The organism is Pseudomonas quebecensis, assembly GCF_026410085.1.
GTDB lineage: Bacteria > Pseudomonadota > Gammaproteobacteria > Pseudomonadales > Pseudomonadaceae > Aquipseudomonas > Aquipseudomonas quebecensis.
The window spans coordinates 3,407,147-3,432,248 of record NZ_CP112866.1 but is presented as its reverse complement, the minus strand read 5'-3'; the positions used below and the strand labels follow the sequence as shown (position 1 = coordinate 3,432,248).

Genomic DNA, 25,102 nt, shown 5'->3' with positions numbered 1-25,102 from the left:
GGCCTGTGATATAACACTGGGCTGTTTCTTCGACAACCGGACCGTGCCATGAAAGCCAAGGTTGATGCGCCTTTTGTACCCCTGAATATCGCTGTATTGACCGTCAGCGACACCCGCACCCTGGACACCGATACCTCGGGCCAGGTCTTCGTCGACCGCCTGACCGCCGCCGGCCATCGCCTGGCCGAGCGTGTGCTGCTCAAGGACGACCTTTACAAGATCCGCGCCCAGGTTGCCCACTGGATCGCCGAAGACGTGGTGCAAGTGGTGTTGATCACCGGCGGCACCGGCTTTACCGGCCGCGACAGCACGCCAGAAGCGGTGAGCTGCCTGCTGGACAAGCAGGTCGACGGGTTCGGTGAACTGTTCCGCCAGATCTCCGTGGCCGATATCGGCACTTCCACCGTGCAGTCCCGCGCCTTGGCCGGCCTGGCCAACGGCACCCTGGTGTGCTGCCTGCCGGGCTCCACCAATGCGGTGCGCACCGGGTGGGACGGCATCCTCGGCGAGCAGTTGGACAACCGTCATCGCCCGTGCAATTTCGTTGCGCATCTCAAGCAGGCTGAACCTTGTGAATCCCGTGGGTAAGCCCGGCAAGACCGGCGCCCTGATGCCGGTAGAGCAGGCCCTGCAACAGTTGCTGGACATGGCCGACGCCACGCCGATCCGCGCGCAGGAGACGTTGCCCCTGGGCGAATGCGACGCCCGCGTGCTCGCGCAGCCGCTGATCTCCACCCTCGACCTGCCGCCCTGGCCCAACAGTGCCATGGACGGCTATGCCGTGCGCCTGTCGGACTGGACCGGCGAGCCGCTGGTGGTGAGCCAGCGCATCTTCGCCGGTCAGGCGCCGCAGCCGCTGGCGGCCGGCACCTGCGCGCGGATTTTCACCGGTGCGCCAGTGCCGGCCGGCGCCGACTGTGTGGAGATGCAGGAAAATGCGTTGGTGCACGCCGATGAGCGCGTGAGTTTCAGCGAGCCCTTGCACCTGGGCCAGAACATCCGTCCTCAAGGCCAGGAAACCACGGTCGGCGAAACCGTGCTCGACGCGGGTACGCGCCTGGGCCCGATCGAGCTGGGCCTGGCCGCGTCCCTGGGCTGCGACCGTCTGGCCGTGGTGCGGCGTCCACGGGTGGCGGTGCTGTCCACCGGCGACGAACTGATCGAGCCGGGCCTGCCCCTGGGACCGGGGCAGATCTACAACAGCAACCGCCGCGTGCTCTGCAGTTGGCTGGCGCGGATGGGCTGTGAAGTGATCGATGCCGGGATTCTTCCCGACGATCTGGAGCAGACCCGAGGACGCCTCGCCGGGCTGGGCAGCGTAGACCTGATCCTGTCTACCGGCGGCGTGTCGGTGGGGGAGGCTGACTTCCTGGGCATCGCCCTGCGTGAAGAGGGCGAACTGGCGCTGTGGAAGCTGGCGATCAAGCCAGGCAAGCCGCTGACGTTCGGGCATTTTCGCGGCGTTCCGGTGATTGGGTTGCCAGGCAATCCAGCCTCGACCCTGGTGACGTTTGCACTCCTGGCGCGACCGTACATCCTGCGGCGTCAAGGCGTGGTCGACGTGGAGCCGTTGCGCGTCGAAGTGCCGGTGGGTTTCGAATGGCCCAAGCCGGGCAACCGCCGCGAGTACCTGCGCGGGCGCATTGAGCAGGGCCGCGCGGTCATCTATCGCAACCAGAGTTCCGGTGTGCTGCGCAGCGCGGCGTGGGCCGAGGGATTTGTGGAGGTAGTGGAAGGCACGACGCTTAACGTGGGGGATCGAGTCAACTTCATCCCCCTGAGCGAAGTCCTCAACTGAATAAAAAGGCAGATGTGGGAAGGGGGCCTCAGATAGAGGAGCATCAGTGACTTATGGGTGGCTGAATCATTGCCATCGGGCAAGCCCCCGATGACGGCTTGCTATTCAGTAATCGTCGCCACGCTCGGTCACATCCCGCTCCACCGGCCCCGCATGCGGGTCAAATCCCACCGGGAACTTGCCTTTCAATGTCCAGGCAAACGCAATGATCTCGGCAATCGTGCGGTACAACTCCTCGGGGATGCTGTCGCCCAGTTCCATGCGCGCCAGCAGTTTTACCAGCTCGGCGTTTTCATAGATCGGCACTTCGTTTTCCCGCGCCAGCTTGAGGATGGCTTCGGCCAGCGCATCGTCGCCTTTGGCGGTGAGCGTTGGCGCCTGCTGGCCGTCGTACTTGAGGGCAATCGCCTGGCGTGATGATTCGGTGTTTTTCATGCGGTTTCATCCACCCAGCGTTGCTCCAGTCCGGTTTTCGGCCCCCGTGGTGGCGTGCCCAGGTGGCAATCGAGGTCGCCGACGTTAAGACCCGAGCTCACCAGACGCTCGCGCAAACTGCCCAAATGGCTTTCGATCAAACTCGCCGTGAATGGCCGTGTTGCCCAGAGCTGGCTGGACAGCTTGCCCTGGGTCAGTTGCGCCTGCACCTGCAACGGTCCCAGTGGTTCCATATCGAAGGCCAGCTCGACGCGCCAGAGCATCTGCTTGGCATCTTTAGTCGTCTTGCGTTCCGGTTGGTCCTTGTCCGGCGCCGGTTCCTCGCGCTGGAACTTGACCTGCAACGGCACGATGTCCTGCAGAGTGCGCATGGGGATCTCCAACTGCCAGGTGGTTTGCAGGCGGCCATCGGCGGTGGTGCCGGTTTGCTCCAGGCTCGACAGCTGATGGCTCTGCAAGCGGGAAATGGCCCCTGCGGCCAGGCGCAGCAGGTTTTCCAGGTCGCCTTCGCCTTCCAGTTTGCCCATCAGGCGCTCGGGCAGCGGGAAGCTCACCGGCGCCTGCCGTGCGCTGAGCTGACCCAGCGTGTTCAGCGGGCTGCGCACAAAGTTCGGCAGCACCTGGGCCAGGGTGTTGGCTGCCAGGATGGCATTCAGGTTGGTGCTGGCGGGCAGGGCGGGGACCAGGTCGGCGACCAACCGCAGCAGCGCACCTTTCATATCCAGAGGCGGTACCTGCGGGTTCTGCCCGGCCAGCAGTTTGGCCTCCAGGAAGGCGCCGCTGTTCTGAATCACCTGGGCCAGCACCTTGGGATTGCTCACCTGCGCCAGGTCCGGCAGGGCGGCCAACAGGCGGTCGGCGGCGGCGCGCAGGTCGGCGGAGGTGCTGTCGCCGCGCGGCAGGCTCTGCAATGCCGTGAACAGCACATCCAGCGAGCCTTGGCGATTTTGCTGGACCGACAGCTGCTGCGTGACGGCCAGTTGATCCTTGAAGTCGCTCAAGGGCACGAAGTTAAGGGTTTGCGCGTTCTGCACCACCGCGCTGAGCAGGCTGCCCACTCGCAATGGTTGTGGACTTTCCACCGTCAGCGTCGCACCGGCCATGGCGCTGCTGAGCACCGTGACCAGCGAACGGTAGATCGCCGGCTGCGTGGTGCCCTGCGGCAGCACCTGGGTGGTCAGTACTTTGGCCTGCAGCAGGGTGCCTTCGGGAATTTTGCTGGTATCGATGCGCGTCAGCGCCGCAACGTTGGCGCTCAACGCTTGCTGCAGACTCAAGGCCAGGTTGCCGGCAGAGGTCTGGCTGACCGCCACATTGCTGCCCAGCGGCAACGGTTGCGGACTGCTGGCCTGCACCAGGGTCTGGCGGCCGCCGTCGAGGGTCAGCTTGAGCAGCAATTGAAAAGCCTCGCCGCCTTGCTTGAGAGCGATCACCTCGGCGTTCGCGGTCTTGCCCGGATCGATCAAGCCGATCTGCGGCTCCAGCAGTTTCAGCAATGCCCCGGCGGCCGGCGGCGATGCCGGGCCGGTCGCCGTGGCAGGAGGTAGCGTAGGAAGGTTGATCTCGCCGGTCATTGCACGCATCGTCTCTAAGGGTAATTGCCCTCTTTAGCCTAGGGCATCGCATGTATAATGCCGCCCGTCTTCAAAGAGAGCGGTAAAAACCTCACAACTATTTGATCCAGCTCTCTAAAATCGGTCGCCAAAGCCGCTATTGTGCATTCCTCTTTAACGGCCGCAGCACCGCCGACTTGAACCGTAAAGGCCCGCGATCTCTTGACCAGCCCTCTTCTTGAAACCGTAGCGCTTGCCTGTGAGCGCGACCTGCGCCTGCTGTTTGAACGCCTCGAGCTGCGGCTGGCGGCCGGCGATATGGTGCAGGTCAGTGGCCCCAACGGCAGTGGCAAGACCAGCCTGCTGCGCCTGCTGGCCGGGTTGATGCAACCCACGGCCGGTGAAGTGCGCCTCAACGGCAAGCCTCTTAATGCGCAGCGCGGCGAATTGGCGCGCAATCTGATCTGGATCGGCCATGCCGCCGGTATCAAAGATGTGCTCACCCCTGAAGAAAACCTCAGTTGGCTCAGCGCGCTGCATCACCCCGCGTCCCGCGAGGCCATCTGGCAAGCGTTGGCCGCCGTCGGCCTCAAGGGTTTCGAAGACGTGCCATGTCACACCTTGTCCGCCGGCCAGCAGCGCCGTGTCGCGTTGGCGCGTCTGTATTTGCCGGGCCCGCCGCTGTGGATTCTCGATGAGCCCTTCACTGCCCTGGATAAACAAGGCGTGGCCCAGTTGGAAGAACACCTGGCCCGGCATTGCGAGCAGGGCGGCCTGGTGCTGCTGACCACGCACCACAGCTTGACGCGGGTGCCTGCCGGTTACCGCGAGCTGGACCTCGGGCGGTGGTCGCTATGAGCGTGTTCGCCCTGCTGGTCGCGCGCGAAGCGCGTCTGTTATGCCGTCGCCCGGCCGAACTGGCCAACCCGCTGGTGTTCTTTGCCATCGTCATTGCGTTGTTCCCGCTGGCGGTCGGTCCGGAGACTAAACTGTTGCAAACCTTGTCTCCGGGACTGGTGTGGGTAGCGGCGCTGTTGTCCGTCCTGCTCTCGCTGGACGGGCTGTTTCGCAGTGATTTCGAAGACGGCTCGCTGGAGCAGTGGGTCCTTTCGTCGCACCCGTTGCCACTTCTGGTGCTGGCCAAGGTACTGGCACACTGGGCTTTTTCCGGCTTGGCGCTAGTCTTGCTCTCGCCGCTGCTGGCGATGATGCTGGGCTTGCCCGTCGAATGCCTGCCGATCCTGCTGCTGAGCCTGTTGCTCGGTACACCGGTCCTCAGCCTGCTGGGGGCGGTGGGCGCGGCGCTGACGGTGGGATTGAAGCGCGGCGGGCTGTTACTGGCGCTGCTGATTCTGCCCTTGTACATCCCGGTATTAATCCTCGGCAGCGGCGCCTTGCAAGCCGCGCTGATGGGCATGCCGGCGACCGGTTACCTGCTGTGGCTTGGCAGCCTGACCGCCCTGGCGGTAACCCTGACACCTTTTGCGATAGCCGCCGGCCTGAAGATCAGCGTCGGTGAATAATGAGGTCTGGCTCAGCCAGTAAAGACCCTACGCTTCTTGCAACGACAAGAAGCAACCGTGAGAAACAGCAATGAACTGGACCTGGTTTCACAAGCTCGGCTCGCCCAAATGGTTTTACGGCATCAGCGGCAAGCTGCTGCCGTGGTTGAGCCTCTTCGCCGCCGTGCTGATCGGCATCGGCCTGGTCTGGGGCCTGGCCTTCGCGCCGCCGGATTATCAGCAGGGCAACAGTTTTCGCATCATCTATATCCACGTACCTGCCGCGATGCTGGCCCAATCCTGCTACGTGATGCTGGCGGTGTGCGGCATCGTCGGGCTGGTGTGGAAAATGAAACTGGCCGACGTGGCCCTGCAATGCGCCGCGCCCATCGGTGCGTGGATGACCGCCGTGGCGCTGGTCACCGGGGCGATCTGGGGCAAACCCACCTGGGGTTCGTGGTGGGTGTGGGATGCACGCCTGACGTCTATGTTGATCCTGCTGTTCCTGTACTTCGGTCTGATTGCACTGGGCAACGCGATCAGCAATCGTGACAGCGCTGCCAAGGCCTGCGCGGTGCTGGCAATCGTCGGCGTGATCAACATCCCGATCATCAAATACTCGGTGGAGTGGTGGAACACCCTGCACCAGGGCGCCACTTTCACCCTCACTGAAAAACCGGCGATGCCGGTGGAAATGTGGGCGCCGCTGCTGTTGATGGTGCTGGGGTTCTACTGTTTCTTCGGCGCGGTGTTGCTGATGCGCATGCGCCTTGAAGTACTCAAGCGCGAGGCCCGCGCCAGTTGGGTCAAGGCCGAAGTACAAAGCTGCCTGGGGGCGCGGGGATGAGTTTCAGTTCTTTCGGCGATTTTCTCGCCATGGGCCATCACGGCCTGTATGTCTGGACGGCCTATGGCATCTGCCTGGCGGTGCTGGCCCTCAACGTCGTCGCGCCGATCCTGGCGCGCAAGCGTTACCTGCAACAAGAGGCGCGTCGTCTGCGCCGGGAGACCGAAAAGTGAATCCGCTGCGTAGAAAGCGTCTGTTAATCATCCTTGCCATCCTGGTCGGCGTCGGCATTGCCGTCGGCCTGGCTTTGAGCGCCCTGCAGCAGAACATCAACCTGTTTTACACGCCGACCCAGATCGCCAATGGCGAAGCTCCGGTGGACACGCGCATCCGCGCCGGCGGCATGGTGGAGAAGGGCTCGCTGAAACGCTCCGGCGATTCCCTGGACGTCACCTTTGTAGTCACCGACTTCAATAAAGCCGTGACCATCACCTACCGCGGCATCCTGCCGGACCTGTTCCGCGAAGGCCAGGGCATCGTCGCCCTGGGCAAACTCAACGCCGACGGTGTGGTAGTGGCCGACGAAGTGCTGGCCAAGCACGACGAAAAGTACATGCCGCCGGAAGTCACCAAAGCCTTGAAAGACAGCGGCCAGTCCGCCCCTGCACCCGCAAAGGAGGGCTGAACCATGACGTCCGCATTGTTTATTCCGGAGCTTGGCCAATTGGCGATGATCCTTGCGCTGTGCCTGGCTATGGTCCAGGCCGTGGTGCCGTTGCTCGGCGCCTGGCGCGGTGATCGCCTGTGGATGAGCCTGGCGCAGCCGGCTGCGTGGGGGCAATTTGCATTCCTGCTGTTTGCATTCGGCTGCTTGACCTACGCCTTTATGACCGACGATTTTTCCGTCGCGTATGTGGCGAATAACTCCAACAGCGCGCTGCCCTGGTACTACAAGTTCAGCGCCGTGTGGGGCGCCCACGAAGGTTCGTTGCTGCTGTGGGCGCTGATCCTCGGCGGCTGGACCTTCGCCGTGTCGGTGTTTTCGCGCCAGTTGCCGCAAATCATGCTGGCCAGGGTGCTGGCGGTGATGGGCATGATCAGCATCGGTTTCCTGCTGTTCCTGATCATGACCTCCAACCCGTTCAGCCGCATCCTGCCGCAGGTGCCGGTGGATGGCCGTGACCTCAACCCGCTGCTGCAGGACATCGGCCTGATCGTGCACCCACCGATGCTGTACATGGGCTACGTGGGCTTCTCGGTGGCCTTCGCCTTCGCCATCGCCGCCTTGCTCGGTGGGCGCTTGGACGCGGCCTGGGCGCGTTGGTCGCGGCCGTGGACCATCGTCGCCTGGGCCTTCCTGGGCATTGGTATCACCCTCGGTTCGTGGTGGGCCTACTACGAACTCGGCTGGGGTGGCTGGTGGTTCTGGGACCCGGTGGAAAACGCCTCGTTCATGCCCTGGCTGGTGGGCACCGCGCTGATTCACTCGCTGGCGGTCACCGAAAAACGCGGTGTGTTCAAGAGCTGGACCGTGCTGTTGGCCATTGCCGCATTTTCTCTCAGCCTGCTGGGCACCTTCCTCGTGCGTTCGGGCGTGTTGACCTCGGTGCACGCGTTTGCGTCCGACCCGGCGCGCGGCATTTTCATCCTGATCTTCCTGCTGTTCGTGGTCGGTGGTTCGCTGACCCTGTTCGCCCTGCGCGCGCCGGTGGTCAAGAGCCAGGTGGGCTTCAACCTGTGGTCGCGGGAGACCTTGCTGCTGGGCAATAACCTGGTGCTGGTGGTGGCCGCGTCGATGATCCTGCTCGGCACGTTGTACCCGCTGGTGCTGGATGCCTTGAGCGGCGCCAAGCTGTCCGTGGGACCGCCGTACTTCAACGCCTTGTTTATCCCATTGATGGGCCTGTTGATGGTGGTGATGGCGGTCGGGGTACTGGTGCGCTGGAAAGACACCCCGGTGAAATGGCTGCTCGGCATGTTGATGCCGGTGCTGCTGGGCAGCGTGGCTTTGGCGGTGATCGCCGGCATCGCCTACGGCGACTTCAACTGGGCGGTGCTGGCCACGTTCCTGCTCGCGGCCTGGGTGCTGCTGGCCGGCGTGCGCGACATCGTCGACAAGACCCGCCACAAAGGCCTGATCAAAGGCTTGCCGGCGTTGACCCGCAGCTACTGGGGCATGCAGGTCGCGCACCTGGGCATTGCCGTGTGCGCCCTCGGCGTGGTGCTTTCCAGCCAGAACAGCGCCGAGCGCGACCTGCGCCTGGCGCCGGGCGAGTCCATGGACCTGGCCGGTTACCACTTTATCTTCGAAGGCGCTAAACACTTCGAAGGGCCGAACTTCACGTCAGACAAAGGCACCGTGCGTGTCGTGCGAAACGGTAGGGAAATTGCCGTGCTGCACCCGGAAAAACGCCTCTACACCGTGCAGAGCTCAATGATGACCGAGGCCGGTATCGACGCCGGTTTCACCCGCGATCTCTATGTGGCGCTGGGTGAACCTTTGGGTGACGGCGCCTGGGCGGTGCGGGTGCATGTCAAACCGTTCGTGCGATGGATCTGGTTCGGCGGCCTGCTCACCGGTTTCGGTGGGTTGCTGGCGGCGCTGGACCGGCGTTATCGGGTCAAGGTCAAGAGCCGCGTGCGTGAAGCGCTCGGCCTGCAAGGAGCGGCGGTATGAAGCGCTGGTTGATGGTGTTGCCGCTGGCAGCGTTTCTGGTGGTGGCGGTGTTCCTGTATCGCGGCTTGTACCTCGACCCGGCCGAACTGCCGTCGGCGATGATCGGCAAGCCGTTCCCGGAATTTTCCCTGCCCACCGTGCAGGGCGATAAAACCCTGACCCGTGCCGACCTGCTGGGCAAGCCCGCGCTGGTCAACGTGTGGGGCACCTGGTGCATCTCATGCCGCGTGGAGCATCCGGTGCTGAACAAACTGGCCGAGCGCGGTGTGGTGATCTACGGCATCAACTATAAGGACGACAACGCGGCGGCGCTCAAATGGCTGGCCGAGTTTCACAACCCCTATCAGTTGGATATCCGTGATGAAGACGGCAACCTCGGTTTGAACCTGGGCGTCTACGGCGCCCCGGAAACCTTTTTCATCGACGCCAAGGGCGTGATCCGCGACAAATATGTCGGCGTGATCGACGACGTGGTATGGCGCGAGCAACTGGCCGCCAAGTACCAGGCCCTGGTCGATGAGGCCAAGCCATGAAGCGCCTGTTAGCCGCTGCCGTATTGGCACTGGGGTTGGCCGGCGTCGCCCACGCCGCCATCGACACCTATGAGTTTGCCAATGATGCCGACCGCGAGCGTTTTCGCGACTTGACCAAGGAACTGCGCTGCCCCAAGTGCCAGAATCAGGACATCGCCGACTCCAATGCGCCCATCGCCGCCGATCTGCGCAAAGAGATCTTCCGCATGCTGGGGGAGGGCAAGGACAACCAGCAGATCATCGACTTCATGGTCGACCGCTACGGTGATTTCGTGCGTTACAAACCGGCGCTGACCGGCAAGACGGCGCTGCTCTGGTTTGGCCCCGCCGCGCTGTTGCTGAGCGGTGTGGTGGTGATGGCCGTGATCGTCCGCCGCCGCCGCGCCGCACCTACCGATGGCTCCGACGCGCTATCCCCGCAAGAGCGCCAACGCCTCGACCACCTGCTGGACAAAACCACTGATGATTGATTTCTGGCTCGCAGCAGGCTTGCTGCTTCTGGTTGCCCTGAGTTTCCTGTTGATCCCTGTGCTGCGCGGCCGTCGTGCCCAGCGCGAGGAGGATCGCACCGCACTGAATGTGGCGCTCTACCAAGAGCGCGTGGCCGAACTGCAGACCCAGCAGGCCGAAGGCGTGCTCGACGCCGCACAACTGGACACCGGCCGCGCCGAAGCCGCCCGCGAATTGCTAGCCGACACCGAAGGCGTGGAAACCCCCCGCGAATCGCGTCTGGGCAAACCGCTGCCGTTGTTGGCCGCGTTTCTGGTGCCGGTGCTGGGCCTGGGCTTGTACCTGCACTTCGGTGCCAGCGACAAGGTGGAACTGACGCGCGAATTTGCCCAGCCGCCGGTGTCCCTGCAAGACATGACCCAGCGCCTGGAACGCGCCGCCGCCGCCCAGCCGGATTCGGCCGAAGGCCTGTACTTCCTCGGTCGGGCCTACATGGCCCAGGACCGCTCCGCCGATGCGGCCAAGGTCTTCGAGCGTGCCGTCGCCCTGGCCGGTCGCCAGCCGGAACTGCTCGGCCAGTGGGCTCAGGCCCAGTATTTTGCCGACAACAAACAATGGTCGCCGAAGGTCCAGGCGTTGACGGACGAGGCGTTGAAGCTCGACCCGAAAGAAGTCACCAGCCTCGGCCTGCTGGGTATTGCCGCGTTTGAAGGCCAGCGCTATCAGGAAGCTATCGACTACTGGAGCCGTCTGCTGGCGCAACTGCCGCCCGAAGACAATTCCCGCGCTGCGCTGCAAGGCGGTATCGACCGCGCCGCGCAAAAACTCAAGGAAAGTGGCGGCACCGTCGCCCAGGCGAAGCAGGCAGCGACGTTGAAAGTGCGCGTGGCTGTGTCCGCCGAGGTGAAGGCCAAGGCCCTGCCAGGTGACAGCGTATTTATCTTCGCCCGTGCCGTGAGTGGCCCGCCGGCGCCGTTGGCGGCCAAGCGTGTCACCGTAGCGGAGTTGCCGATCACCGTCGAACTGGGCGATGCCGATGCGATGATGCCGCAGTTGAAACTGTCCAACTTCCCCGAAGTCCAACTGGTTGCGCGCATATCCCGGGCCGGTCAACCGACCGCCGGCGAATGGATCGGCCGCAGCCAACCCCTGGCCAGCTCCACCACTGCACTGCAGCAGCTGACCATCGACAGTCCGGACAAGTCATTCGAGGAAACGCCATGACCGCATTCGCACGTATCACCTTGCTCAGCCTGGTATTGGGCCTGAGCGCCTGTGCGGTCCACCGGCCACCGCCTGGGCCGACCGGGCCGACCATCCCACCGTCGGGCCCGTCGACCCAGCCAAGCACCAAACCGTCCGGCCCGGTCACCCCTCCGCCGAAACCGCTGCCGACCAAGTCGCCGACCTTCGCCCCACCACCGGGCGCCGCCAGCCATTGGGACGGCAAGATGCAGGTGTATGTGCTGGACGAACAACCCGACACCTTCTACCGCCAGCGCACCTACTACCGCTGGAGCAATGGCTGGAGCCGCTCCATCAGCCCCAACGGGCCGTGGGAAGAAACCAATGTACAAGGCGTGCCGCCGGGGTTGAGTAAGCAGTACGCGCAGTGACAAAAGGCGACCTTCGGGTCGCTTTTTTTTATCTTGAAATCCATTCCTCCAAACACCTGAGATCCATTGTGGGAGGGGGCTTGCCCCCGATCACGGTACGTCAGTGGTAGGTGGGCTGACTGACCCACCGCTATCGGGGCAAGGATCCTGGCAAGGTGCGCTCTCGTACCGCCGGTTTACCTATCCGTTCGGTCAGTACTGACCTGCTCGCTGTTTTGTTAAGTTGAAGCACTTGCTGCCTCCCAGGTGAAGTGCGATGCAAAAGCACGGTGTTTTTCTCGGATTGCTGTTCTGCCTGCTAAGTGCTGCGTTCGATGTATACGTGGGCTTCGTCACGCAAAGGCTTAACACGTTGCTGGTGATTTTCTATTGCTTTATAGCGACTGCTGCGTTGTTCCTGGCAGTCGCGCTGTTTCATGACTCGGCTTCTTTCTGTTCCAGAGTCAAAGCCGATTGGAGGCGCGTACTGCTAGTGAACGTCGCAGTTTTACTCAACTGGGGCGGCCTGTTTTACGCCCTGCGTTATCTGGAGCCAGCCGTTGTCGGTGTCGCTTCGGTGGCCTGCGGGCCGGCGCTTACGTGATCGTGGTGTGCCTGCTGGCGCTTCCTCTGACCGGCACAGGTTTTTACCTCGAGTCCGGGTTGATCGCGCCCATGGTGGTTCTGGTCGTCGCTGGGCATTTGCTGCCGATCTACCTGATCCAGAAAACCATCTATTGCCTCTCGCCGATCCACGTCTCCCTGGTGTTGCTGACCCTTCCTGTGTTCGTGCTGTTACTTCAGTACCTGGACGATCGCGTGTTTTTTTCGCTGGCCAGTGTCGCGTCCGTCTGCATCATCGTGTTGTTGCTGTCGGGCCGGGCCTTATATGCAATGAGGAGGGAGGCAGCATGATCACGGTGGTCGTCGTGGATGGTTTTTCATCCGGGAAATGTGTAGCAAAAGGCTTGTTCGAGAGAGGCTGCAGGTTGATGCATGTGGCGTCGTCAGCCAGTCTCGATGATTACTACTACAGGGGCTTCGATCACTCGCTGTATGACCGCATGATTGTGCATACCGACTTCGCCACGACGCTCGGCAGCGTTGAGCTTTTCGCGCCCCAGTTCATCATCGCCGGTGCCGAAACCGGTGTGCTGCTCGCCGATCAGTTGAACGAGCGCCTTCAGTTACCGTATCGCAATGACTTCGACAACACCCATGCCCGTCGAAACAAGTTCGCCATGATCGAAACGGTTGCCCAGGCGCACTTGCCCGTAGCACGACAGTGCGTTGCCGACAGTTGGGCGCTTGCACATGCTTGGATCAACGCCCACGGGCGTTTTCCTGTGGTGGTCAAGCCGCTCGACAGCGCGGGGGCCGATGGGGTGTTTATCTGCGAGGATTTGCCGGCCTGCGAGGCGGCGGTGCAAACGCTGCTGGGCACGGTGAACCGGTTGAACGGCCGCAATACCCAGGTGTTGATTCAGGAGTATCTGGCCGGCCTGGAGTATGTGGTGAACATGGTGTGCGTCGATGGCCAGCAACTGGTCACCGAGGTGGTGCGCTATCAAAAACAGCGGGCCCCGGGCGGCGGCATTCTTTATGACATCGATGAACTGATCGGGCCGGACTCGCCACTCTACTTGCCGTTGGTGGAATACACCCGCGCCGTGGTGCAGTGCCTTGGCATCCGCAACGGCCCCAGCCACGCGGAAGTCATGTTCACCGACGAAGGGCCGAAACTGGTGGAAATCGCCGCGCGTACCGATGGCATTCTTCGTCCTGGCGTATCCCGCCAGACCACCGGGCTGGGGCAGATCGAGGCGGTGGTGTTGTCCATCACCAAACCCCAGGCATTCGCGCAGTTGTTGGCCAGGGACTTCGATTATCAGCGCCTGCAGCGCACCTACAATGTGTGCCTGATCAATCGCACCGACGGCTACTTCCACAAGGCGCGGTTTGTGGAGGAACTGCTCAAGCTGGCGTCATTCTTTGAGGCGGTGTTCTACGTTGAGGAGGGACAACCCCTGGGCGTGACGCAAGATGTATTCAGCCAGCCAGGGACGGTGTACCTGGTGCATGCTGATCCAGCAGTGATCGCTGCGGATTATCAGCGGATCCGATTGCTGGAGGCCCAAGGTATCTACCTCACCGCACATTGATGCGTTGCTTTGAGCCTCTGCGCACCCTCTATACTGTCCCGCGACAATTTCCCAGGTGCTGCCAGCCGCTCAATACGGCTGGAGATAAACGCAGAGGCTGTTTCAATGGCAGGCAGGTTGATCTATCTCATCGGCCCATCGGGCTCGGGCAAGGACAGCCTGTTGGACGCAGCGCGTGCGCGTCTGGCCGAGCGCGGCTGCCGCATTGTGCGTCGCGTGATTACCCGCTCGGCGGAAGCAGTGGGTGAGGCCGCGCAGGGGGTGAGCCCCGAGCAGTTCGCCGCGATGGAGGTGCAAGGGGCATTTGCGCTGAGCTGGCAGGCCAATGGGTTGTGGTATGGCATTCCAACAGTGATCGACGACTGGCTGGCGGCAGGAGAGGACGTGCTGGTCAATGGTTCGCGCGCGCACCTGGCGGTGACCCGCGAGCGTTATCCTTCTTCGCTGGTACTGCTACTGACGGTTGATCAGGCGGTGCTGCGGCAGCGTTTGAGCGCGCGCGGGCGTGAGTCTCTGGTTGAGATTGAAGAGCGGCTGGCGCGCAATGCACGGTTTACCGAAGAATTGATCACCGGCAACAGCGCGCCATTATTCGTGCTGGATAACTCAGGGCCGCTCGAGCATACGGTCGAGCGTTTACTGTGCTGCCTGGCGCATGACTATTCAGGCTGTTGCGACGGCTCCTCGGCGTGATGCGCTCAGAAACCGCAACAACGCCACCAGTGGAAACGCGCTGCCCACCAGCATCACCCCCAGCCAGCCGCCGTGTTCGTACACGCTGCTGGCAATCGCCGAGCCGAAGGCGCCACCGATAAAGATGCTGGTCATATACAGCGCGTTCAAGCGACTGCGGCTGTTGGCGTCCAGGGCGTAAATGGCGCGCTGGCCGAGGACCATATTCATCTGCACGCAGAAGTCCAAAACCACGCCGGTGACCGCCAGGCCAATCACGCTGTACAGCGGATGTACGAAGGCCGGCAGGAAGCTCAGCGCTGCGAACAGCATGGCCAGCAATGACGCGCGATGGGTGTGACCGGCATCGGCCAGGCGCCCGGCGATCGGCGCGGCGATGGCGCCGATGGCACCGACCAGCGCGAAGATCGCGATCTGGGTCTGGCTCAGGCCGTGGTTGCGCACCAGCTCCAGCGGGGCCGCGGTCCAGAACAGGCTGAAGGTGGCAAACAGGCAGCCCTGGTAAAACGCGCGTTGACGCAGCAGCGGTTGTTCACGCAATAAGGTGCCCAGCGAGCGCAGCAGTTGGCCGTAGCTGGCGCTGTGATCGGGCTGGCGCTTGGGGATGGTGAGCATCAGCACCACGCTGATAAACGCCATCAACGCCGCTGCGGCCATAAACATCGCGCGCCAGCCGAAGTGGTCCGCCACGACGCTGGACACCGGCCGCGCCAGCAGAATGCCCAACAGCAGGCCGCCCATGATGCTGCCGACCACCCGGCCGCGGGACTCGGCGGGCGCCAGGTGCGCGGCCAGGGGAATCAGGATCTGCACCGACACCGAGCTGAAGCCGATCAACAGCGACACCAGCAGGAACAGGTTCGGTTGCTCGGTAAACGCCGCGCCCAGCAGGCTGGCAATGGCCACCACCGTGGTGGTGATCATCAGTTTGCGGTTTTCCAGTAAGTCACCCAGGGGCACCAGGAAAAACAGGCCCAAGGCATAGCCGATTTGCGTGAGCGACACGATCAGGCTGGCCATCGCAGGCGTGAGGCCAATGTCCGGCGCGATCAGTTCGATGATCGGCTGCGCATAGTAGATATTGGCGACGATGGCGCCGCAGCAAAACGCAAACAGCATCACCATGCCTCGGGTCATGGTGCTCGTTGGGTGTGGGGTAGCGTTCATGGTGTTCTCATAAAGCGAAGGAAGATGGCCTGCGAGGGTAAATGCAAGGCTTAGCGACGAGTAGGCCGCTTGGGATGATAGTACTTATGTCGGCTGATGATACATTCAGAAACATCTACCCAGCCCCCCCGCGCAAAACCAATGTGGGAGGGGGCTACACAAGTCTCAAAGGCTGAAATAACTCTGCGGGAGGGGGGGCAAGCCCGTTCACCACAGCAAGCCCCCTCCCACAGGTTTACTGCATGTGTTCAGTTATTGACCGGAGTAGATCTGGTCAAACACACCACCATCATTGAAGTGGGTTTTCTGCACGGTGCGCCAGTCACCGAAGGTCTTTTCCACCGACAGGAAGTCGACTTTAGGGAAACGGTCGGTGTACTTGGCCAGCACCGCCGGATCACGTGGGCGCAGGTAGTTGCTGGCGGCGATTTCCTGGCCTTGCGGCGACCACAGGTACTTCAGATAGTCCTCGGCGGCGGCACGGGTGCCTTTTTTCTCGACCACTTTGTCCACCACCGACACCGGCGGCTCGGCTTCGGCGGACACGCTTGGGTAGATCACTTCGAACTGATCGCGGCCGAATTCACGGGCGATCATTTCCGCTTCGTTTTCAAAGGTCACCAGCACGTCGCCGATCTGGTTGGTCATGAATGTGGTGGTGGCGGCGCGGCCGCCGGTGTCCAGCACAGGCGCCTGTTTGAACAGTTTGCCGACGAATGTCTTGGCTTTCTCTTCATCGCCGCCGTTCTTGAGCACATAGCCCCAGGCCGACAGGTAGGTGTAGCGGCCGTTACCCGAGGTTTTCGGGTTGGGCACGATCACCTGCACGCCGTCCTTGAGCAGGTCCGGCCAGTCTTTGAGGGCTTTGGGGTTGCCTTTGCGCACGATAAACACCGTGGCCGAGGTGAACGGCGCGCTGTTGTTGGGCAAGCGTGTGACCCAGTTGTCCGGCACCAGTTTGCCATTGTCGGCCAGGGCGTTGATGTCGGTGGCCATGTTCATGGTGATCACGTCGGCCGGCAGGCCATCGATCACCGAGCGTGCCTGTTTGCTCGAACCGCCGAAGGACATCTGCAAGGTCAGCTTGTCGTCCGGGTGCTCGGCCTCCCAGTGCTTCTGGAACGCCGTGTTGTAGTCCTTGTAGAAATCGCGCATCACGTCGTAGGACACATTAAGCAGCGTGACGGGGGCGGCCTGCACGGCGCCCGCCAGGGCAAGGCCGGCGGCCAGGAGAGAGGCGCTAAGGAGTTTTTTCACTGCTCATTCCTTGTTGTTCGAGAAGAGGGGACAGGCACAATGCCAGCGACTATAGCCGGGGCCGCATAGTCGCTTAAAGATTAAAAAGAACTTTGCTTATTCCACTTTCTTAAAAAGATTGCTGCCACAGCGCGAGCAGAATGCTGCGTTGGGTTCGTGGGTGTCTTTGTGGCACACCGGGCAGTCGGTGTGCAGTTGCTCGCCGCGCATGGCACTGGCCAGTTCGGCGGTAAAAATCCCGGTGGGCACCGCAATGATCGAGTAACCGGTGATCATCACCAGCGACGAAATCACCTGGCCCAGCGGGGTCTTGGGCACGATATCGCCAAAGCCGACGGTGGTCAGGGTCACAATGGCCCAGTAGATACCCTTGGGGATGCTGGTAAACCCGTGTTCCGGGCCTTCGATCACATACATCAAGGTGCCGAACACGGTCACCAGGGTGCACACGCTGACCAGGAATACCACGATCTTCTGCTTGCTGCCGCGCAGTGCCGACATCAGGTAATTGGCTTGCTTGAGGTAGGGGCTCAGCTTGAGCACGCGGAAGATCCGCAGCATGCGAATGATGCGGATGATCAGCAGGTACTGCGCATCGCTGTAATACAAGGCGAGGATGCCGGGCACGATGGCCAGCAAATCCACCAACCCATAAAAGCTGAACGCATAGCGCAGCGGTTTGGGCGAACAGTACAGGCGCAGGCCGTACTCGATGGCGAAGATCAGCGTGAAGCCCCATTCGATATAGGCCAGCACGTCGGCGTAGTTCTGGTGCACCTGGTCGATGCTGTCGAGCATCACGATCACCAGGCTGGCCAGAATGATCAGCAGCAGGATGCCGTCAAACCGCCGCCCGGCCACCGTGTCGCTTTGGAAAACCATGACGTAGAGCCGCTGACGCCAATCGTTGTTGCTGTCCATAAATCCCGCCTGACTCGATTTTCGAGCAAGCCTAGGGGGATTCGAAGGGGCTGTCCATGCGCGGTTTCCGAAGCATCCTGCGGCTGGCGCGCACCAGCCAGCACGCGAGGATGAACGGCGCGGTGAGTGCCGGCAGGTGCAGGGCGGCAAAGCCCGGCGTCAGCAGGATCGCCAGCAGGATACCGGCCAGCGGCAGCCAGGTGCGGCGACTGATCTGGCTCAATGCCAGGGCCGCCAGCGCCGGGTTGTAACTGTGCAGGCCGAGCAGGGCGTGAGGGGTTTCGCCCAACCCCAGGGCGAGCAATGCGCCGCTGCCGGCGCCGGCCAAGGCCCACAGCGCGGCGCGGCGACTGGCCAGCCACAGGCCCAGCGCAATCAGGCCGCCGGCCAGCGGCTGGTCCAGCAGCATGACCTGTGCCAGACCGGTGAAGGGCGCGCTGAGCAAACCCAGGACGTCGGCGCCGATCCTATCCACCTCGCCGGGCGGCGCGCTGCCGAGCAGCAGCCAGCCCAGGCCGACAAAAGGCGCGGTATAGGCGGGCAAATCATCGGGCTGGCTGGCATGTTTCAACCACTGCCGCGTGAGCATCGCGCTGACGCCGCCGCCCGCCAGGATCAGCGGTGGCAACAACGCCGACCATGGGAAGGACTGGCTGATCAGCAACCCCAGCAGCACAGCGTTGTAGCTATACAGCCCGGCCTGGCGCTCAGCCTTTGGATACCCTCGGCGCTGGGCCGTGAGCAAGCCGGCGACGCCACCCAGCAACGCACCGCCGAGCAACGCCGGGGCGCTGATCAGGATCGCCAGCAGGCACAGCAGGCCGCACAGCGGGTGGCGCTGCAGGAAAATCTGGCTGAAACCGTTGAGCAGGGCTTCGGCCCAGTCGGGGCAGGTTGGGTTGTGCATGGTGGGTATTCAGTTGGACCGGGGTGAAACCCATCGGGGGCAAGCCCCCTCTCACACTTGATTGGGTTCACAGAGTCATAGCTGTGAATGCAGTCCAATGTGGGAAGGGGCTTGCCCCGGATGGGGCCGCTACAGACGCTAGATCAACACCTCTATGCGCAGTGAGTTGGTCGACCCCGGCTGCCCGAACGGCACCCCGGCAGTAATCACCAACGTATCCCCGCGCTCTGCCATCCCCTGGGCCTGGGCAATCTCCAGCGCCGTCGAACACACCTCGTCCACCTGGCGCAGTCGATCGTTGACCACCGAATGCACGCCCCACGCCACACTCAACCGCCGTGCGGTGGACAGGTTTGGCGTCAGGTTGAGGATCGGCGCCACCGGCCGCTCCCGTGCCGCGCGCAGGCTGGAGCTGCCGGACTCGCTGTAGTTCACCAGCACCGCCACCGGCAGGATGCTGCTGATACGACGAATCGCACAGCTGATGGCGTCGGAAACCGTGGCTTCCGCTTTAGGCCGGTTGACCTCCAGTTGAGTCTGGTAGTCCGGGCCGTTTTCCACCTGGCGGATGATCTTGCTCATCATCTGCACGGCTTCCAGTGGGTATTCGCCCGACGCGGTTTCCGCCGACAGCATCACCGCATCCGCGCCTTCGGCCACGGCGTTGGCCACGTCGGTGACTTCGGCGCGGGTCGGCGCCGGGGAAAAGCGCATGGATTCGAGCATTTGCGTAGCCACCACCACGGGTTTACCCAGTTCGCGGCAGGTACGGATGATGCGCTTCTGGATCTGCGGCACGCTCTCGGCCGGCACCTCCACCCCCAAGTCACCGCGAGCCACCATGATTGCATCGCTCAGTTGCGCGATTTCCCGCAGGTGCTGCACGGCCGAGGGCTTCTCGATCTTGGCCATCAGGAACGCCCGGTCGCCGATCAGCTCGCGGGCCTCGCGGATATCTTCCGGACGCTGCACAAACGACAGCGCCACCCAGTCCACGCCCAACTCCAGGCCGAAGCTCAGGTCGCGGCGGTCCTTGGCGGTAAGGGGACTCAGGTCCAACAACGCTTGTGGGACGTTCACCCCTTTGCGGTCGGATAATTCGCCGCCGTTCAGCACCGTGGTGTCGATGGCATCTTTGTGCCTGGTGACCACCCGCAGGCGCAGCTTGCCGTCGTCAAGCAACAGGTCCATGCCTGGTTTCAGGGCCGCGATGATTTCCGGGTGGGGCAGGTTGACCCGGCGCTCATCCCCCGGGGTTTCATCCAGATCCAGGCGCAGCGCCTGGCCGCGCACCAGTTGCACGCAGCCGTCGGCAAAACGCCCGACCCGCAGTTTCGGCCCTTGCAGGTCCATCAGAATGCCCAACGGGTAGTTGAGCTGACGCTCCACCTGACGGATCCACTGGTAGCGCTGGGCGTGGTCGGCATGCTCACCGTGGCTGAAATTGAGACGGAAGATATTCACCCCCGCTTCAACCAGCTCACGGATGTCATCGATCCCGTCGATGGCCGGGCCCAGGGTGGCGAGGATTTTGACCTTTTTGTCAGGCGTCATGGTGGGCAGTCTCGAGGATCAGGATGGCGCGGAAGTCGTTGACGTTGGTGCGCGTCGGCTCGGTGACGATCAAATCGTTGAGGGCGGCGAAATAGCCGTAGCCATTGTTGTTATCCAGCTCATCGCTGGCCGACAGGCCGAGGGCTTCGGCGCGCGCGTAGCTGCTCGGGGTCATCAGCGCGCCGGCGTTATCTTCGGAGCCGTCGATGCCGTCGGTGTCACCGGCCAGTGCGTAAACGCCGGGCAGGCCTTTGAGGCTGTCGGTGAGGCTCAGCAGGAATTCGGCGTTGCGACCGCCACGGCCGTCGCCGCGTACGGTCACGGTGGTTTCGCCGCCGGACAGAATCACGCACGGCGCCGCCAGCGGCTGGCCATGCTGCACGATCTGCCGGGCGATACCGGCATGCACCTTGGCCACGTCCCGCGCTTCGCCTTCCAGGTCGCCGAGGATCAGCGGGCTGAAACCGGCCTGGCGCACTTTCACCGCCACTGCTTCAAGGGATTGCTGCGGGCGGGCAATCAATTGGAAATGGCTGCGGGCCAGCACCGGGTCGCCGGGCTTGACGGTTTCCGACGCCGGGTTCTGCAACCAATGGTGCACCGAGGCGGGCACGTCGATGCGATAACGTTTGAGGATCGCCAGTGCCTGTTGCGAGGTGCTCGGGTCGCCCACGGTGGGTCCGGAAGCGATCACCGTGGCCTGGTCGCCCGGCACATCGGAAATCGCGTAGGTGTACACCGTGGCCGGCCAGGCGGCCTTGGCCAAGCGCCCGCCCTTGATCGCCGAGAGGTGCTTGCGCACGCAATTCATCTCGCCGATGGTCGCGCCGGACTTGAGCAGGGCTTTGTTGATGGCCTGCTTGTCGGCCAGGGTAATGCCTTCGGCGGGCAAGGCCAGTAAGGCTGAGCCGCCGCCGGAGAGCAGGAAGATCACCCGGTCGTCTTCGCCCAGATTACTGATCAACGCCAGCACGCGCTGCGCCACGGCCTGGCCGGCGGCGTCGGGCACCGGGTGAGCCGCTTCGATGACTTCGATTTTCTTGCATGGCGCGCCATGCCCGTAGCGGGTGACCACCAGGCCGGTGACTTCGCCTTGCCAGCAGTTTTCCACCACCAGCGCCATGGCTGCGGCGGCCTTGCCGGCACCGATCACAATCACGCGGCCGCTGCGGTCGACGGGCAGAAAAGGTTCGAGAACTTGGCGCGGGTGGGCAGCGTCGATGGCTGTGGCGAACAGCTCGCGAAGCAGGTGTTGCGGATCGACCGACATAAGCGGGCTCCCGGATATTTTTGTTATTAGACGTGCAGCTATTTCAGCCTTGGCCTTGGAAAAGGCCAACTGTGGGAGGGGACAAGCCCCTTCCCACATTCGATCACGGCGTTACTGATCGCGAATCGAGAAATTCGCCATATGCTCCAGGCCCTTGATCAGCGCCGAATGGTCCCAATTCCCGCCACCCAGGGCATTGCACGTGCTGAACACCTGCTGAGTACCGGCAGTGTTCGGCAGGTTGATCCCCAATTCCTTGGCACCGGCCAACGCCAGGTTTAAATCCTTCTGGTGCAGGTTGATGCGGAAGCCCGGATCGAACGTGCCCTTGATCATGCGTTCGCCGTGCACTTCAAGGATTTTCGACGAGGCAAAGCCGCCCATCAGCGCTTCGCGCACCTTGGCCGGGTCGGCACCGTTTTTGGCGGCGAACAGCAATGCTTCGGCCACCGCCTGGATGTTCAGCGCCACGATGATCTGATTGGCGACTTTGGCGGTCTGGCCATCGCCATTGCCACCTACCCGCGTGATGTTCTTACCCATGGCCTGGAACAGCGGCAGGGCGCGCTCGAAGGTCTGTGGCTCGCCACCGATCATGATGCTCAGGGTGCCGGCCTTGGCGCCGACTTCACCGCCGGACACCGGCGCGTCGAGGTACTGCGCGCCGTGCTCGTTGATCCTGGCGGCGAAGGCCTTGGTGGCGGTGGGCGAGATCGAACTCATGTCGATCACCACCTTGTTCGGCGACAGCCCGGCGGCCACGCCGTCGGCACGGAACAGCACGTCCTCGACCTGCGGGGTGTCCGGCACCATGACGATAATGAACTCGGCTTCCTGAGCCACTTGCTGCGGGTTGGCCAGGGCCACGGCGCCGGCATCGATCAGCGCGTGCGGAGCCTTGCCGTGGTGCTCGGAGAGGAACAGTTGATGACCTGCTTTCTGCAGGTTCGCGGCCATGGGTTGGCCCATGATGCCGGTGCCGATAAAGCCGATTTTAGCCATGATGAATGCCTCTTCTTATTGTGGGAGGGGGGGCCCCTCCTCACAGGGTTTTGAGCCAGCCAAGGCCCGCTTCGGTGGTGGTCAGCGGCTTGTATTCACAGCCGACCCAACCCGTGTATCCGATCCGGTCCAGATGCTCGAACAGGAAGCGATAGTTGATCTCCCCGGTCCCCGGCTCGTTGCGCCCCGGGTTATCCGCCAGTTGGATGTGATTGATCTCACCCAGGTGCGCGGCCATGGTGCGGGCCAGGTCACCTTCCATGATTTGCATGTGGTAGATGTCGTATTGCAGGAACAGATTGTCACTGCCCACCCGCTCGCGGATCGCCAGGGCCTGGGCGGTGTTGTTCAGGTAGAAGCCTGGGATGTCGCGGGTGTTGATCGCCTCCATGACCAGCTTGATGCCTGCCGCTTGCAGCTTGTCGGCGGCGTACTTGAGGTTGGCGACGAAGGTCTCTTCCAGCAGCTTTTCGTCCACGCCGGCCGGACGAATACCCGCCAGGCAGTTGATCTGCGTATTGCCCAGCACCTGGGCGTAAGCGATAGCCAATGTGACCCCGGCGCGGAATTCCTCGACGCGGTCCGGATGGCACGCCAGGCCGCGCTCGCCCTTGGCCCAGTCACCGGCCGGCAGGTTGAACAGCACTTGGGTCAGGCCATGGGTGTCGAGTTGCGCCTTGATCTCGGCAGAGCTGAATTCGTAGGGGAACAGGTACTCGACCCCTTGAAAACCGGTATCGGCGGCCGCTTTGAAGCGGGCGAGAAAGTCCTGTTCGGTGAACAGCATGGACAGGTTGGCGGCAAAGCGCGGCATAGGGTTCTCCTTAATCGAGCAGGGAAATGGCAGTCGGCGCGTCGTTGCCGACCAGGGCCAGGTCTTCGAATTCATTGACGGCGTTGATCTCGGTGCCCATGGAAATATTGGTCACCCGTTCCAGAATAATCTCAACGATCACCGGCACCTTGAATTCTTCGATCATTGCCTCGGCCTGGCGTAATGCCGGCGCGATCTGGCCTGGTTCGAACACGCGCAGGGCCTTGCACCCCAGGCCTTCGGCGACGGCCACGTGGTCCACGCCATAGCCATTGAGCTCCGGGGCGTTGAGGTTGTCGAAAGACAGCTGCACGCAGTAGTCCATTTCAAAACCGCGCTGGGCCTGGCGGATCAGACCCAGGTAGGAATTGTTCACCACCACATGGATGTACGGCAGCTTGAACTGCGCGCCTACCGCCAGTTCTTCGATCATGAACTGGAAGTCGTAGTCGCCGGACAACGCCACCACTTTGCGGCTCGGATCGGCCTTGACCACCCCCAGCGCCGCCGGAATCGTCCAGCCCAGCGGGCCGGCCTGGCCGCAATTGATCCAATGGCGTGGCTTGTACACATGCAGGAACTGCGCGCCGGCAATCTGCGACAGGCCGATGGTGCTGACGTAGCAGGTGTCTTTGCCGAACACCTGGTTCATCTCTTCGTACACCCGTTGCGGCTTGACCGGCACCGCATCGAAGTGCGTCTTGCGCTGCAGGGTGGCTTTGCGTTGCTGGCAATCATGCAGCCAGGCGCTGCGGTCTTTGAGCTTGCCGGCGGCTTTCCATTCGCGGGCTACTTCAATGAACATCGTCAGGGCCGAGCCGGCGTCGGAAACGATGCCCAGGTCCGGTGTGAAGACGCGGCCGATCTGCGTCGGCTCGATGTCCACGTGGATGAATTTACGGCCTTCGGTGTACACCTCGACCGACCCGGTGTGGCGGTTGGCCCAGCGGTTGCCGATGCCCAGCACTACGTCCGACTTGAGCATCGTTGCGTTGCCGTAACGGTGCGAGGTCTGCAGACCGACCATGCCCACCATCAGCGGGTGATCGTCGGGGATCGTGCCCCAGCCCATCAGGGTCGGGATCACCGGAATGCCGGTCAGTTCGGCGAACTCCACCAGCAGCTCGCTGGCGTCGGCGTTGATCACGCCGCCACCGCTCACCAGCAACGGGCGCTCCGCCTGGTCGAGCAGGGCCAGGGCTTTCTCCACCTGCACGCGGGTGGCCAGCGGCTTGGCCAGGGGCAGGGGTTGATAAGCGTCGATGTCGAACTCGATCTCGGCCATCTGCACGTCGAACGGCAGGTCGATCAGCACCGGGCCGGGGCGGCCCGAACGCATTTCGTAGAAGGCTTTCTGAAACGCGTAGGGCACCTGGCCCGGCTCGAGCACCGTGGTGGCCCACTTGGTCACCGGTTTGACGATGCTGGTGATGTCCACCGCCTGAAAGTCTTCCTTGTGCATGCGAGCACGCGGCGCCTGGCCGGTGATGCACAGGATCGGAATCGAGTCGGCCGAGGCGCTGTAGAGGCCGGTGACCATGTCGGTGCCGGCCGGGCCCGAGGTGCCGATGCACACGCCGATATTGCCGGCCTTGGTGCGGGTGTAACCCTCGGCCATGTGCGAGGCGCCTTCAACGTGGCGAGCAAGGACGTGATCGATGCCACCCACTTTCTGCAAGGCCGAGTACAGCGGGTTGATCGCGGCGCCGGGGATACCGAAGGCGGTGTCCACGCCTTCACGGCGCATTACCAGGACAGCGGCTTCGATTGCTCTCATTTTGCTCATGGGTTTGGTGCCTCTTGCGTTTTGTAATTGTATACAAGTGGTGTTTGGTCAAAGTGTATTCACGGGGAGCTTCGCAGGTCAACGCATTTTATTCGTGACTGATCGAGCTCGCCGGAACGCCTTTTTTCGACGTATGGTGGGTTTTTGGAGAAATATTGTATACAAAATAATAAATCATTGTGTTCTATTTGTGTGATCGAGCATCTGATCAATCAGACCACCATCGCTTTCCCAATAAC

27 protein-coding genes are annotated in these 25,102 nt (G+C 62.6%); 16 read left to right on the top strand and 11 right to left on the bottom strand.

Annotation, left to right across the window (positions count from 1 at the left end):
• The first annotated feature begins 48 nt into the window (after positions 1-48).
• Together moaB and OSC50_RS15920 are read left to right on the top strand one after the other, a co-directional pair.
• Positions 49-588 carry a molybdenum cofactor biosynthesis protein B gene (moaB, locus tag OSC50_RS15925; RefSeq protein WP_181081595.1) on the top strand — a complete coding sequence of 180 codons (540 nt, stop codon included), beginning with the start codon at positions 49-51 and terminating at the stop codon, positions 586-588.
• Positions 572-1,798, top strand: a complete 1,227-nt coding sequence (locus OSC50_RS15920) for a molybdopterin molybdotransferase MoeA (RefSeq protein ID WP_253511544.1) — start codon at positions 572-574, stop codon at positions 1,796-1,798. The genes moaB and OSC50_RS15920 overlap by 17 nt, the downstream gene beginning before the upstream one ends.
• Positions 1,799-1,903: 105 nt before the next feature.
• Here OSC50_RS15920 and OSC50_RS15915 read toward each other — a convergent pair whose 3' ends face one another.
• Together OSC50_RS15915 and fliK are read right to left on the bottom strand one after the other, a co-directional pair.
• Positions 1,904-2,233, bottom strand: a complete 330-nt coding sequence (locus OSC50_RS15915) for an EscU/YscU/HrcU family type III secretion system export apparatus switch protein (RefSeq protein WP_253511547.1) — start codon at positions 2,231-2,233, stop codon at positions 1,904-1,906.
• Complete coding sequence (fliK, locus tag OSC50_RS15910; protein WP_266248628.1) at positions 2,230-3,807, bottom strand: flagellar hook-length control protein FliK; 1,578 nt, start codon at positions 3,805-3,807, stop codon at positions 2,230-2,232. The genes OSC50_RS15915 and fliK overlap by 4 nt, the downstream gene beginning before the upstream one ends.
• A gap of 201 nt (positions 3,808-4,008) precedes the next feature.
• Here fliK and ccmA point away from each other — a divergent pair, with 201 nt between their 5' ends.
• From ccmA to phnN, 14 genes are all read left to right on the top strand, one after another.
• A complete protein-coding gene (gene ccmA / locus OSC50_RS15905) occupies positions 4,009-4,644 on the top strand; it encodes a cytochrome c biogenesis heme-transporting ATPase CcmA (RefSeq protein WP_266248630.1) in 636 nt (211 codons plus the stop codon).
• Positions 4,641-5,309, top strand: coding sequence for a heme exporter protein CcmB (gene ccmB, locus OSC50_RS15900; RefSeq protein ID WP_034096629.1), 669 nt, complete (start codon positions 4,641-4,643; stop codon positions 5,307-5,309). Before ccmA ends, ccmB begins: the two co-directional genes overlap by 4 nt.
• A 70-nt stretch (positions 5,310-5,379) precedes the next feature.
• On the top strand, positions 5,380-6,135 hold the full coding sequence (locus OSC50_RS15895; protein WP_181081601.1) for a heme ABC transporter permease: 756 nt from the start codon (positions 5,380-5,382) through the stop codon (positions 6,133-6,135).
• Positions 6,132-6,308: a heme exporter protein CcmD gene (gene ccmD, locus OSC50_RS15890; RefSeq protein WP_181081602.1), complete on the top strand. Its 177-nt coding sequence runs from the start codon at positions 6,132-6,134 to the stop codon at positions 6,306-6,308. Before OSC50_RS15895 ends, ccmD begins: the two co-directional genes overlap by 4 nt.
• Positions 6,305-6,760: a cytochrome c maturation protein CcmE gene (gene ccmE, locus OSC50_RS15885; protein ID WP_266248633.1), complete on the top strand. Its 456-nt coding sequence runs from the start codon at positions 6,305-6,307 to the stop codon at positions 6,758-6,760. Before ccmD ends, ccmE begins: the two co-directional genes overlap by 4 nt.
• Before the next feature lie 3 nt (positions 6,761-6,763).
• The gene (locus OSC50_RS15880; protein ID WP_266248635.1) at positions 6,764-8,752 is read left to right on the top strand and encodes a heme lyase CcmF/NrfE family subunit; all 1,989 of its coding nucleotides are present in this window, start codon (positions 6,764-6,766) and stop codon (positions 8,750-8,752) included.
• Positions 8,749-9,285, top strand: a complete 537-nt coding sequence (locus OSC50_RS15875) for a DsbE family thiol:disulfide interchange protein (protein ID WP_253511565.1) — start codon at positions 8,749-8,751, stop codon at positions 9,283-9,285. Before OSC50_RS15880 ends, OSC50_RS15875 begins: the two co-directional genes overlap by 4 nt.
• On the top strand, positions 9,282-9,755 hold the full coding sequence (locus tag OSC50_RS15870) for a cytochrome c-type biogenesis protein (protein ID WP_253511569.1): 474 nt from the start codon (positions 9,282-9,284) through the stop codon (positions 9,753-9,755). The genes OSC50_RS15875 and OSC50_RS15870 overlap by 4 nt, the downstream gene beginning before the upstream one ends.
• Positions 9,748-10,959, top strand: a complete 1,212-nt coding sequence (ccmI, locus tag OSC50_RS15865) for a c-type cytochrome biogenesis protein CcmI (protein ID WP_253511572.1) — start codon at positions 9,748-9,750, stop codon at positions 10,957-10,959. Before OSC50_RS15870 ends, ccmI begins: the two co-directional genes overlap by 8 nt.
• A complete protein-coding gene (locus tag OSC50_RS15860; RefSeq protein WP_253511575.1) occupies positions 10,956-11,351 on the top strand; it encodes a hypothetical protein in 396 nt (131 codons plus the stop codon). The genes ccmI and OSC50_RS15860 overlap by 4 nt, the downstream gene beginning before the upstream one ends.
• Before the next feature lie 256 nt (positions 11,352-11,607).
• The gene (locus tag OSC50_RS15855; RefSeq protein WP_266248640.1) at positions 11,608-11,934 is read left to right on the top strand and encodes an EamA family transporter; all 327 of its coding nucleotides are present in this window, start codon (positions 11,608-11,610) and stop codon (positions 11,932-11,934) included.
• Positions 11,931-12,245, top strand: coding sequence for a hypothetical protein (locus OSC50_RS15850; protein WP_253511581.1), 315 nt, complete (start codon positions 11,931-11,933; stop codon positions 12,243-12,245). Before OSC50_RS15855 ends, OSC50_RS15850 begins: the two co-directional genes overlap by 4 nt.
• Positions 12,242-13,492 carry an ATP-grasp domain-containing protein gene (locus OSC50_RS15845; protein ID WP_266248642.1) on the top strand — a complete coding sequence of 417 codons (1,251 nt, stop codon included), beginning with the start codon at positions 12,242-12,244 and terminating at the stop codon, positions 13,490-13,492. Before OSC50_RS15850 ends, OSC50_RS15845 begins: the two co-directional genes overlap by 4 nt.
• Positions 13,493-13,597: 105 nt before the next feature.
• Positions 13,598-14,185 (top strand): phosphonate metabolism protein/1,5-bisphosphokinase (PRPP-forming) PhnN, encoded by a 588-nt coding sequence (gene phnN, locus OSC50_RS15840; RefSeq protein ID WP_266248644.1) that lies wholly within the window; start codon positions 13,598-13,600, stop codon positions 14,183-14,185.
• On the opposite strand, the gene OSC50_RS15835 is transcribed toward phnN, so the two are convergent.
• From OSC50_RS15835 to gcl, 9 genes are all read right to left on the bottom strand, one after another.
• Entirely contained in the window at positions 14,156-15,352 is a 1,197-nt protein-coding gene (locus OSC50_RS15835) for an MFS transporter (protein ID WP_253511588.1), read from the bottom strand. The genes phnN and OSC50_RS15835 overlap by 30 nt on opposite strands.
• 252 nt (positions 15,353-15,604) lie before the next feature.
• Complete coding sequence (locus tag OSC50_RS15830; RefSeq protein ID WP_181081899.1) at positions 15,605-16,609, bottom strand: sulfate ABC transporter substrate-binding protein; 1,005 nt, start codon at positions 16,607-16,609, stop codon at positions 15,605-15,607.
• A 96-nt stretch (positions 16,610-16,705) separates the two neighbouring features.
• Entirely contained in the window at positions 16,706-17,530 is an 825-nt protein-coding gene (locus OSC50_RS15825; RefSeq protein WP_181081898.1) for an ion transporter, read from the bottom strand.
• A 31-nt stretch (positions 17,531-17,561) separates the two neighbouring features.
• Complete coding sequence (locus OSC50_RS15820) at positions 17,562-18,437, bottom strand: urea transporter (protein ID WP_181081897.1); 876 nt, start codon at positions 18,435-18,437, stop codon at positions 17,562-17,564.
• A 138-nt stretch (positions 18,438-18,575) separates the two neighbouring features.
• Positions 18,576-19,991, bottom strand: coding sequence for a pyruvate kinase (gene pyk, locus OSC50_RS15815; RefSeq protein WP_266248647.1), 1,416 nt, complete (start codon positions 19,989-19,991; stop codon positions 18,576-18,578).
• The gene (locus OSC50_RS15810) at positions 19,981-21,261 is read right to left on the bottom strand and encodes a glycerate kinase type-2 family protein (protein WP_266248648.1); all 1,281 of its coding nucleotides are present in this window, start codon (positions 21,259-21,261) and stop codon (positions 19,981-19,983) included. The genes pyk and OSC50_RS15810 overlap by 11 nt, the downstream gene beginning before the upstream one ends.
• Before the next feature lie 111 nt (positions 21,262-21,372).
• Positions 21,373-22,263, bottom strand: a complete 891-nt coding sequence (locus tag OSC50_RS15805; protein WP_181081894.1) for a 2-hydroxy-3-oxopropionate reductase — start codon at positions 22,261-22,263, stop codon at positions 21,373-21,375.
• Between the two features lie 40 nt (positions 22,264-22,303).
• Entirely contained in the window at positions 22,304-23,077 is a 774-nt protein-coding gene (gene hyi, locus OSC50_RS15800; protein WP_266248650.1) for a hydroxypyruvate isomerase, read from the bottom strand.
• A 10-nt stretch (positions 23,078-23,087) separates the two neighbouring features.
• Complete coding sequence (gene gcl / locus OSC50_RS15795; protein ID WP_253511601.1) at positions 23,088-24,863, bottom strand: glyoxylate carboligase; 1,776 nt, start codon at positions 24,861-24,863, stop codon at positions 23,088-23,090.
• Positions 24,864-25,102: the final 239 nt, after the last annotated feature.

Coding starts and splice junctions, on each gene's coding strand:
- phnN (WP_266248644.1), top strand. CDS start 13,598: ATGGCAGGCAGGTTGATCTATCTCATCGGCCCATCGGGCTCGGGCAAG.
- OSC50_RS15845 (WP_266248642.1), top strand. CDS start 12,242: ATGATCACGGTGGTCGTCGTGGATGGTTTTTCATCCGGGAAATGTGTA.
- OSC50_RS15860 (WP_253511575.1), top strand. CDS start 10,956: ATGACCGCATTCGCACGTATCACCTTGCTCAGCCTGGTATTGGGCCTG.
- OSC50_RS15895 (WP_181081601.1), top strand. CDS start 5,380: ATGAACTGGACCTGGTTTCACAAGCTCGGCTCGCCCAAATGGTTTTAC.
- ccmD (WP_181081602.1), top strand. CDS start 6,132: ATGAGTTTCAGTTCTTTCGGCGATTTTCTCGCCATGGGCCATCACGGC.
- OSC50_RS15820 (WP_181081897.1), bottom strand. CDS start 18,437: ATGCACAACCCAACCTGCCCCGACTGGGCCGAAGCCCTGCTCAACGGT.
- moaB (WP_181081595.1), top strand. CDS start 49: ATGAAAGCCAAGGTTGATGCGCCTTTTGTACCCCTGAATATCGCTGTA.
- OSC50_RS15810 (WP_266248648.1), bottom strand. CDS start 21,261: ATGTCGGTCGATCCGCAACACCTGCTTCGCGAGCTGTTCGCCACAGCC.
- OSC50_RS15875 (WP_253511565.1), top strand. CDS start 8,749: ATGAAGCGCTGGTTGATGGTGTTGCCGCTGGCAGCGTTTCTGGTGGTG.
- OSC50_RS15855 (WP_266248640.1), top strand. CDS start 11,608: ATGCAAAAGCACGGTGTTTTTCTCGGATTGCTGTTCTGCCTGCTAAGT.
- OSC50_RS15915 (WP_253511547.1), bottom strand. CDS start 2,233: ATGAAAAACACCGAATCATCACGCCAGGCGATTGCCCTCAAGTACGAC.
- hyi (WP_266248650.1), bottom strand. CDS start 23,077: ATGCCGCGCTTTGCCGCCAACCTGTCCATGCTGTTCACCGAACAGGAC.
- OSC50_RS15870 (WP_253511569.1), top strand. CDS start 9,282: ATGAAGCGCCTGTTAGCCGCTGCCGTATTGGCACTGGGGTTGGCCGGC.
- ccmI (WP_253511572.1), top strand. CDS start 9,748: ATGATTGATTTCTGGCTCGCAGCAGGCTTGCTGCTTCTGGTTGCCCTG.
- OSC50_RS15805 (WP_181081894.1), bottom strand. CDS start 22,263: ATGGCTAAAATCGGCTTTATCGGCACCGGCATCATGGGCCAACCCATG.
- pyk (WP_266248647.1), bottom strand. CDS start 19,991: ATGACGCCTGACAAAAAGGTCAAAATCCTCGCCACCCTGGGCCCGGCC.
- fliK (WP_266248628.1), bottom strand. CDS start 3,807: ATGACCGGCGAGATCAACCTTCCTACGCTACCTCCTGCCACGGCGACC.
- ccmB (WP_034096629.1), top strand. CDS start 4,641: ATGAGCGTGTTCGCCCTGCTGGTCGCGCGCGAAGCGCGTCTGTTATGC.
- OSC50_RS15835 (WP_253511588.1), bottom strand. CDS start 15,352: ATGAACGCTACCCCACACCCAACGAGCACCATGACCCGAGGCATGGTG.
- OSC50_RS15825 (WP_181081898.1), bottom strand. CDS start 17,530: ATGGACAGCAACAACGATTGGCGTCAGCGGCTCTACGTCATGGTTTTC.
- gcl (WP_253511601.1), bottom strand. CDS start 24,863: ATGAGCAAAATGAGAGCAATCGAAGCCGCTGTCCTGGTAATGCGCCGT.
- OSC50_RS15880 (WP_266248635.1), top strand. CDS start 6,764: ATGACGTCCGCATTGTTTATTCCGGAGCTTGGCCAATTGGCGATGATC.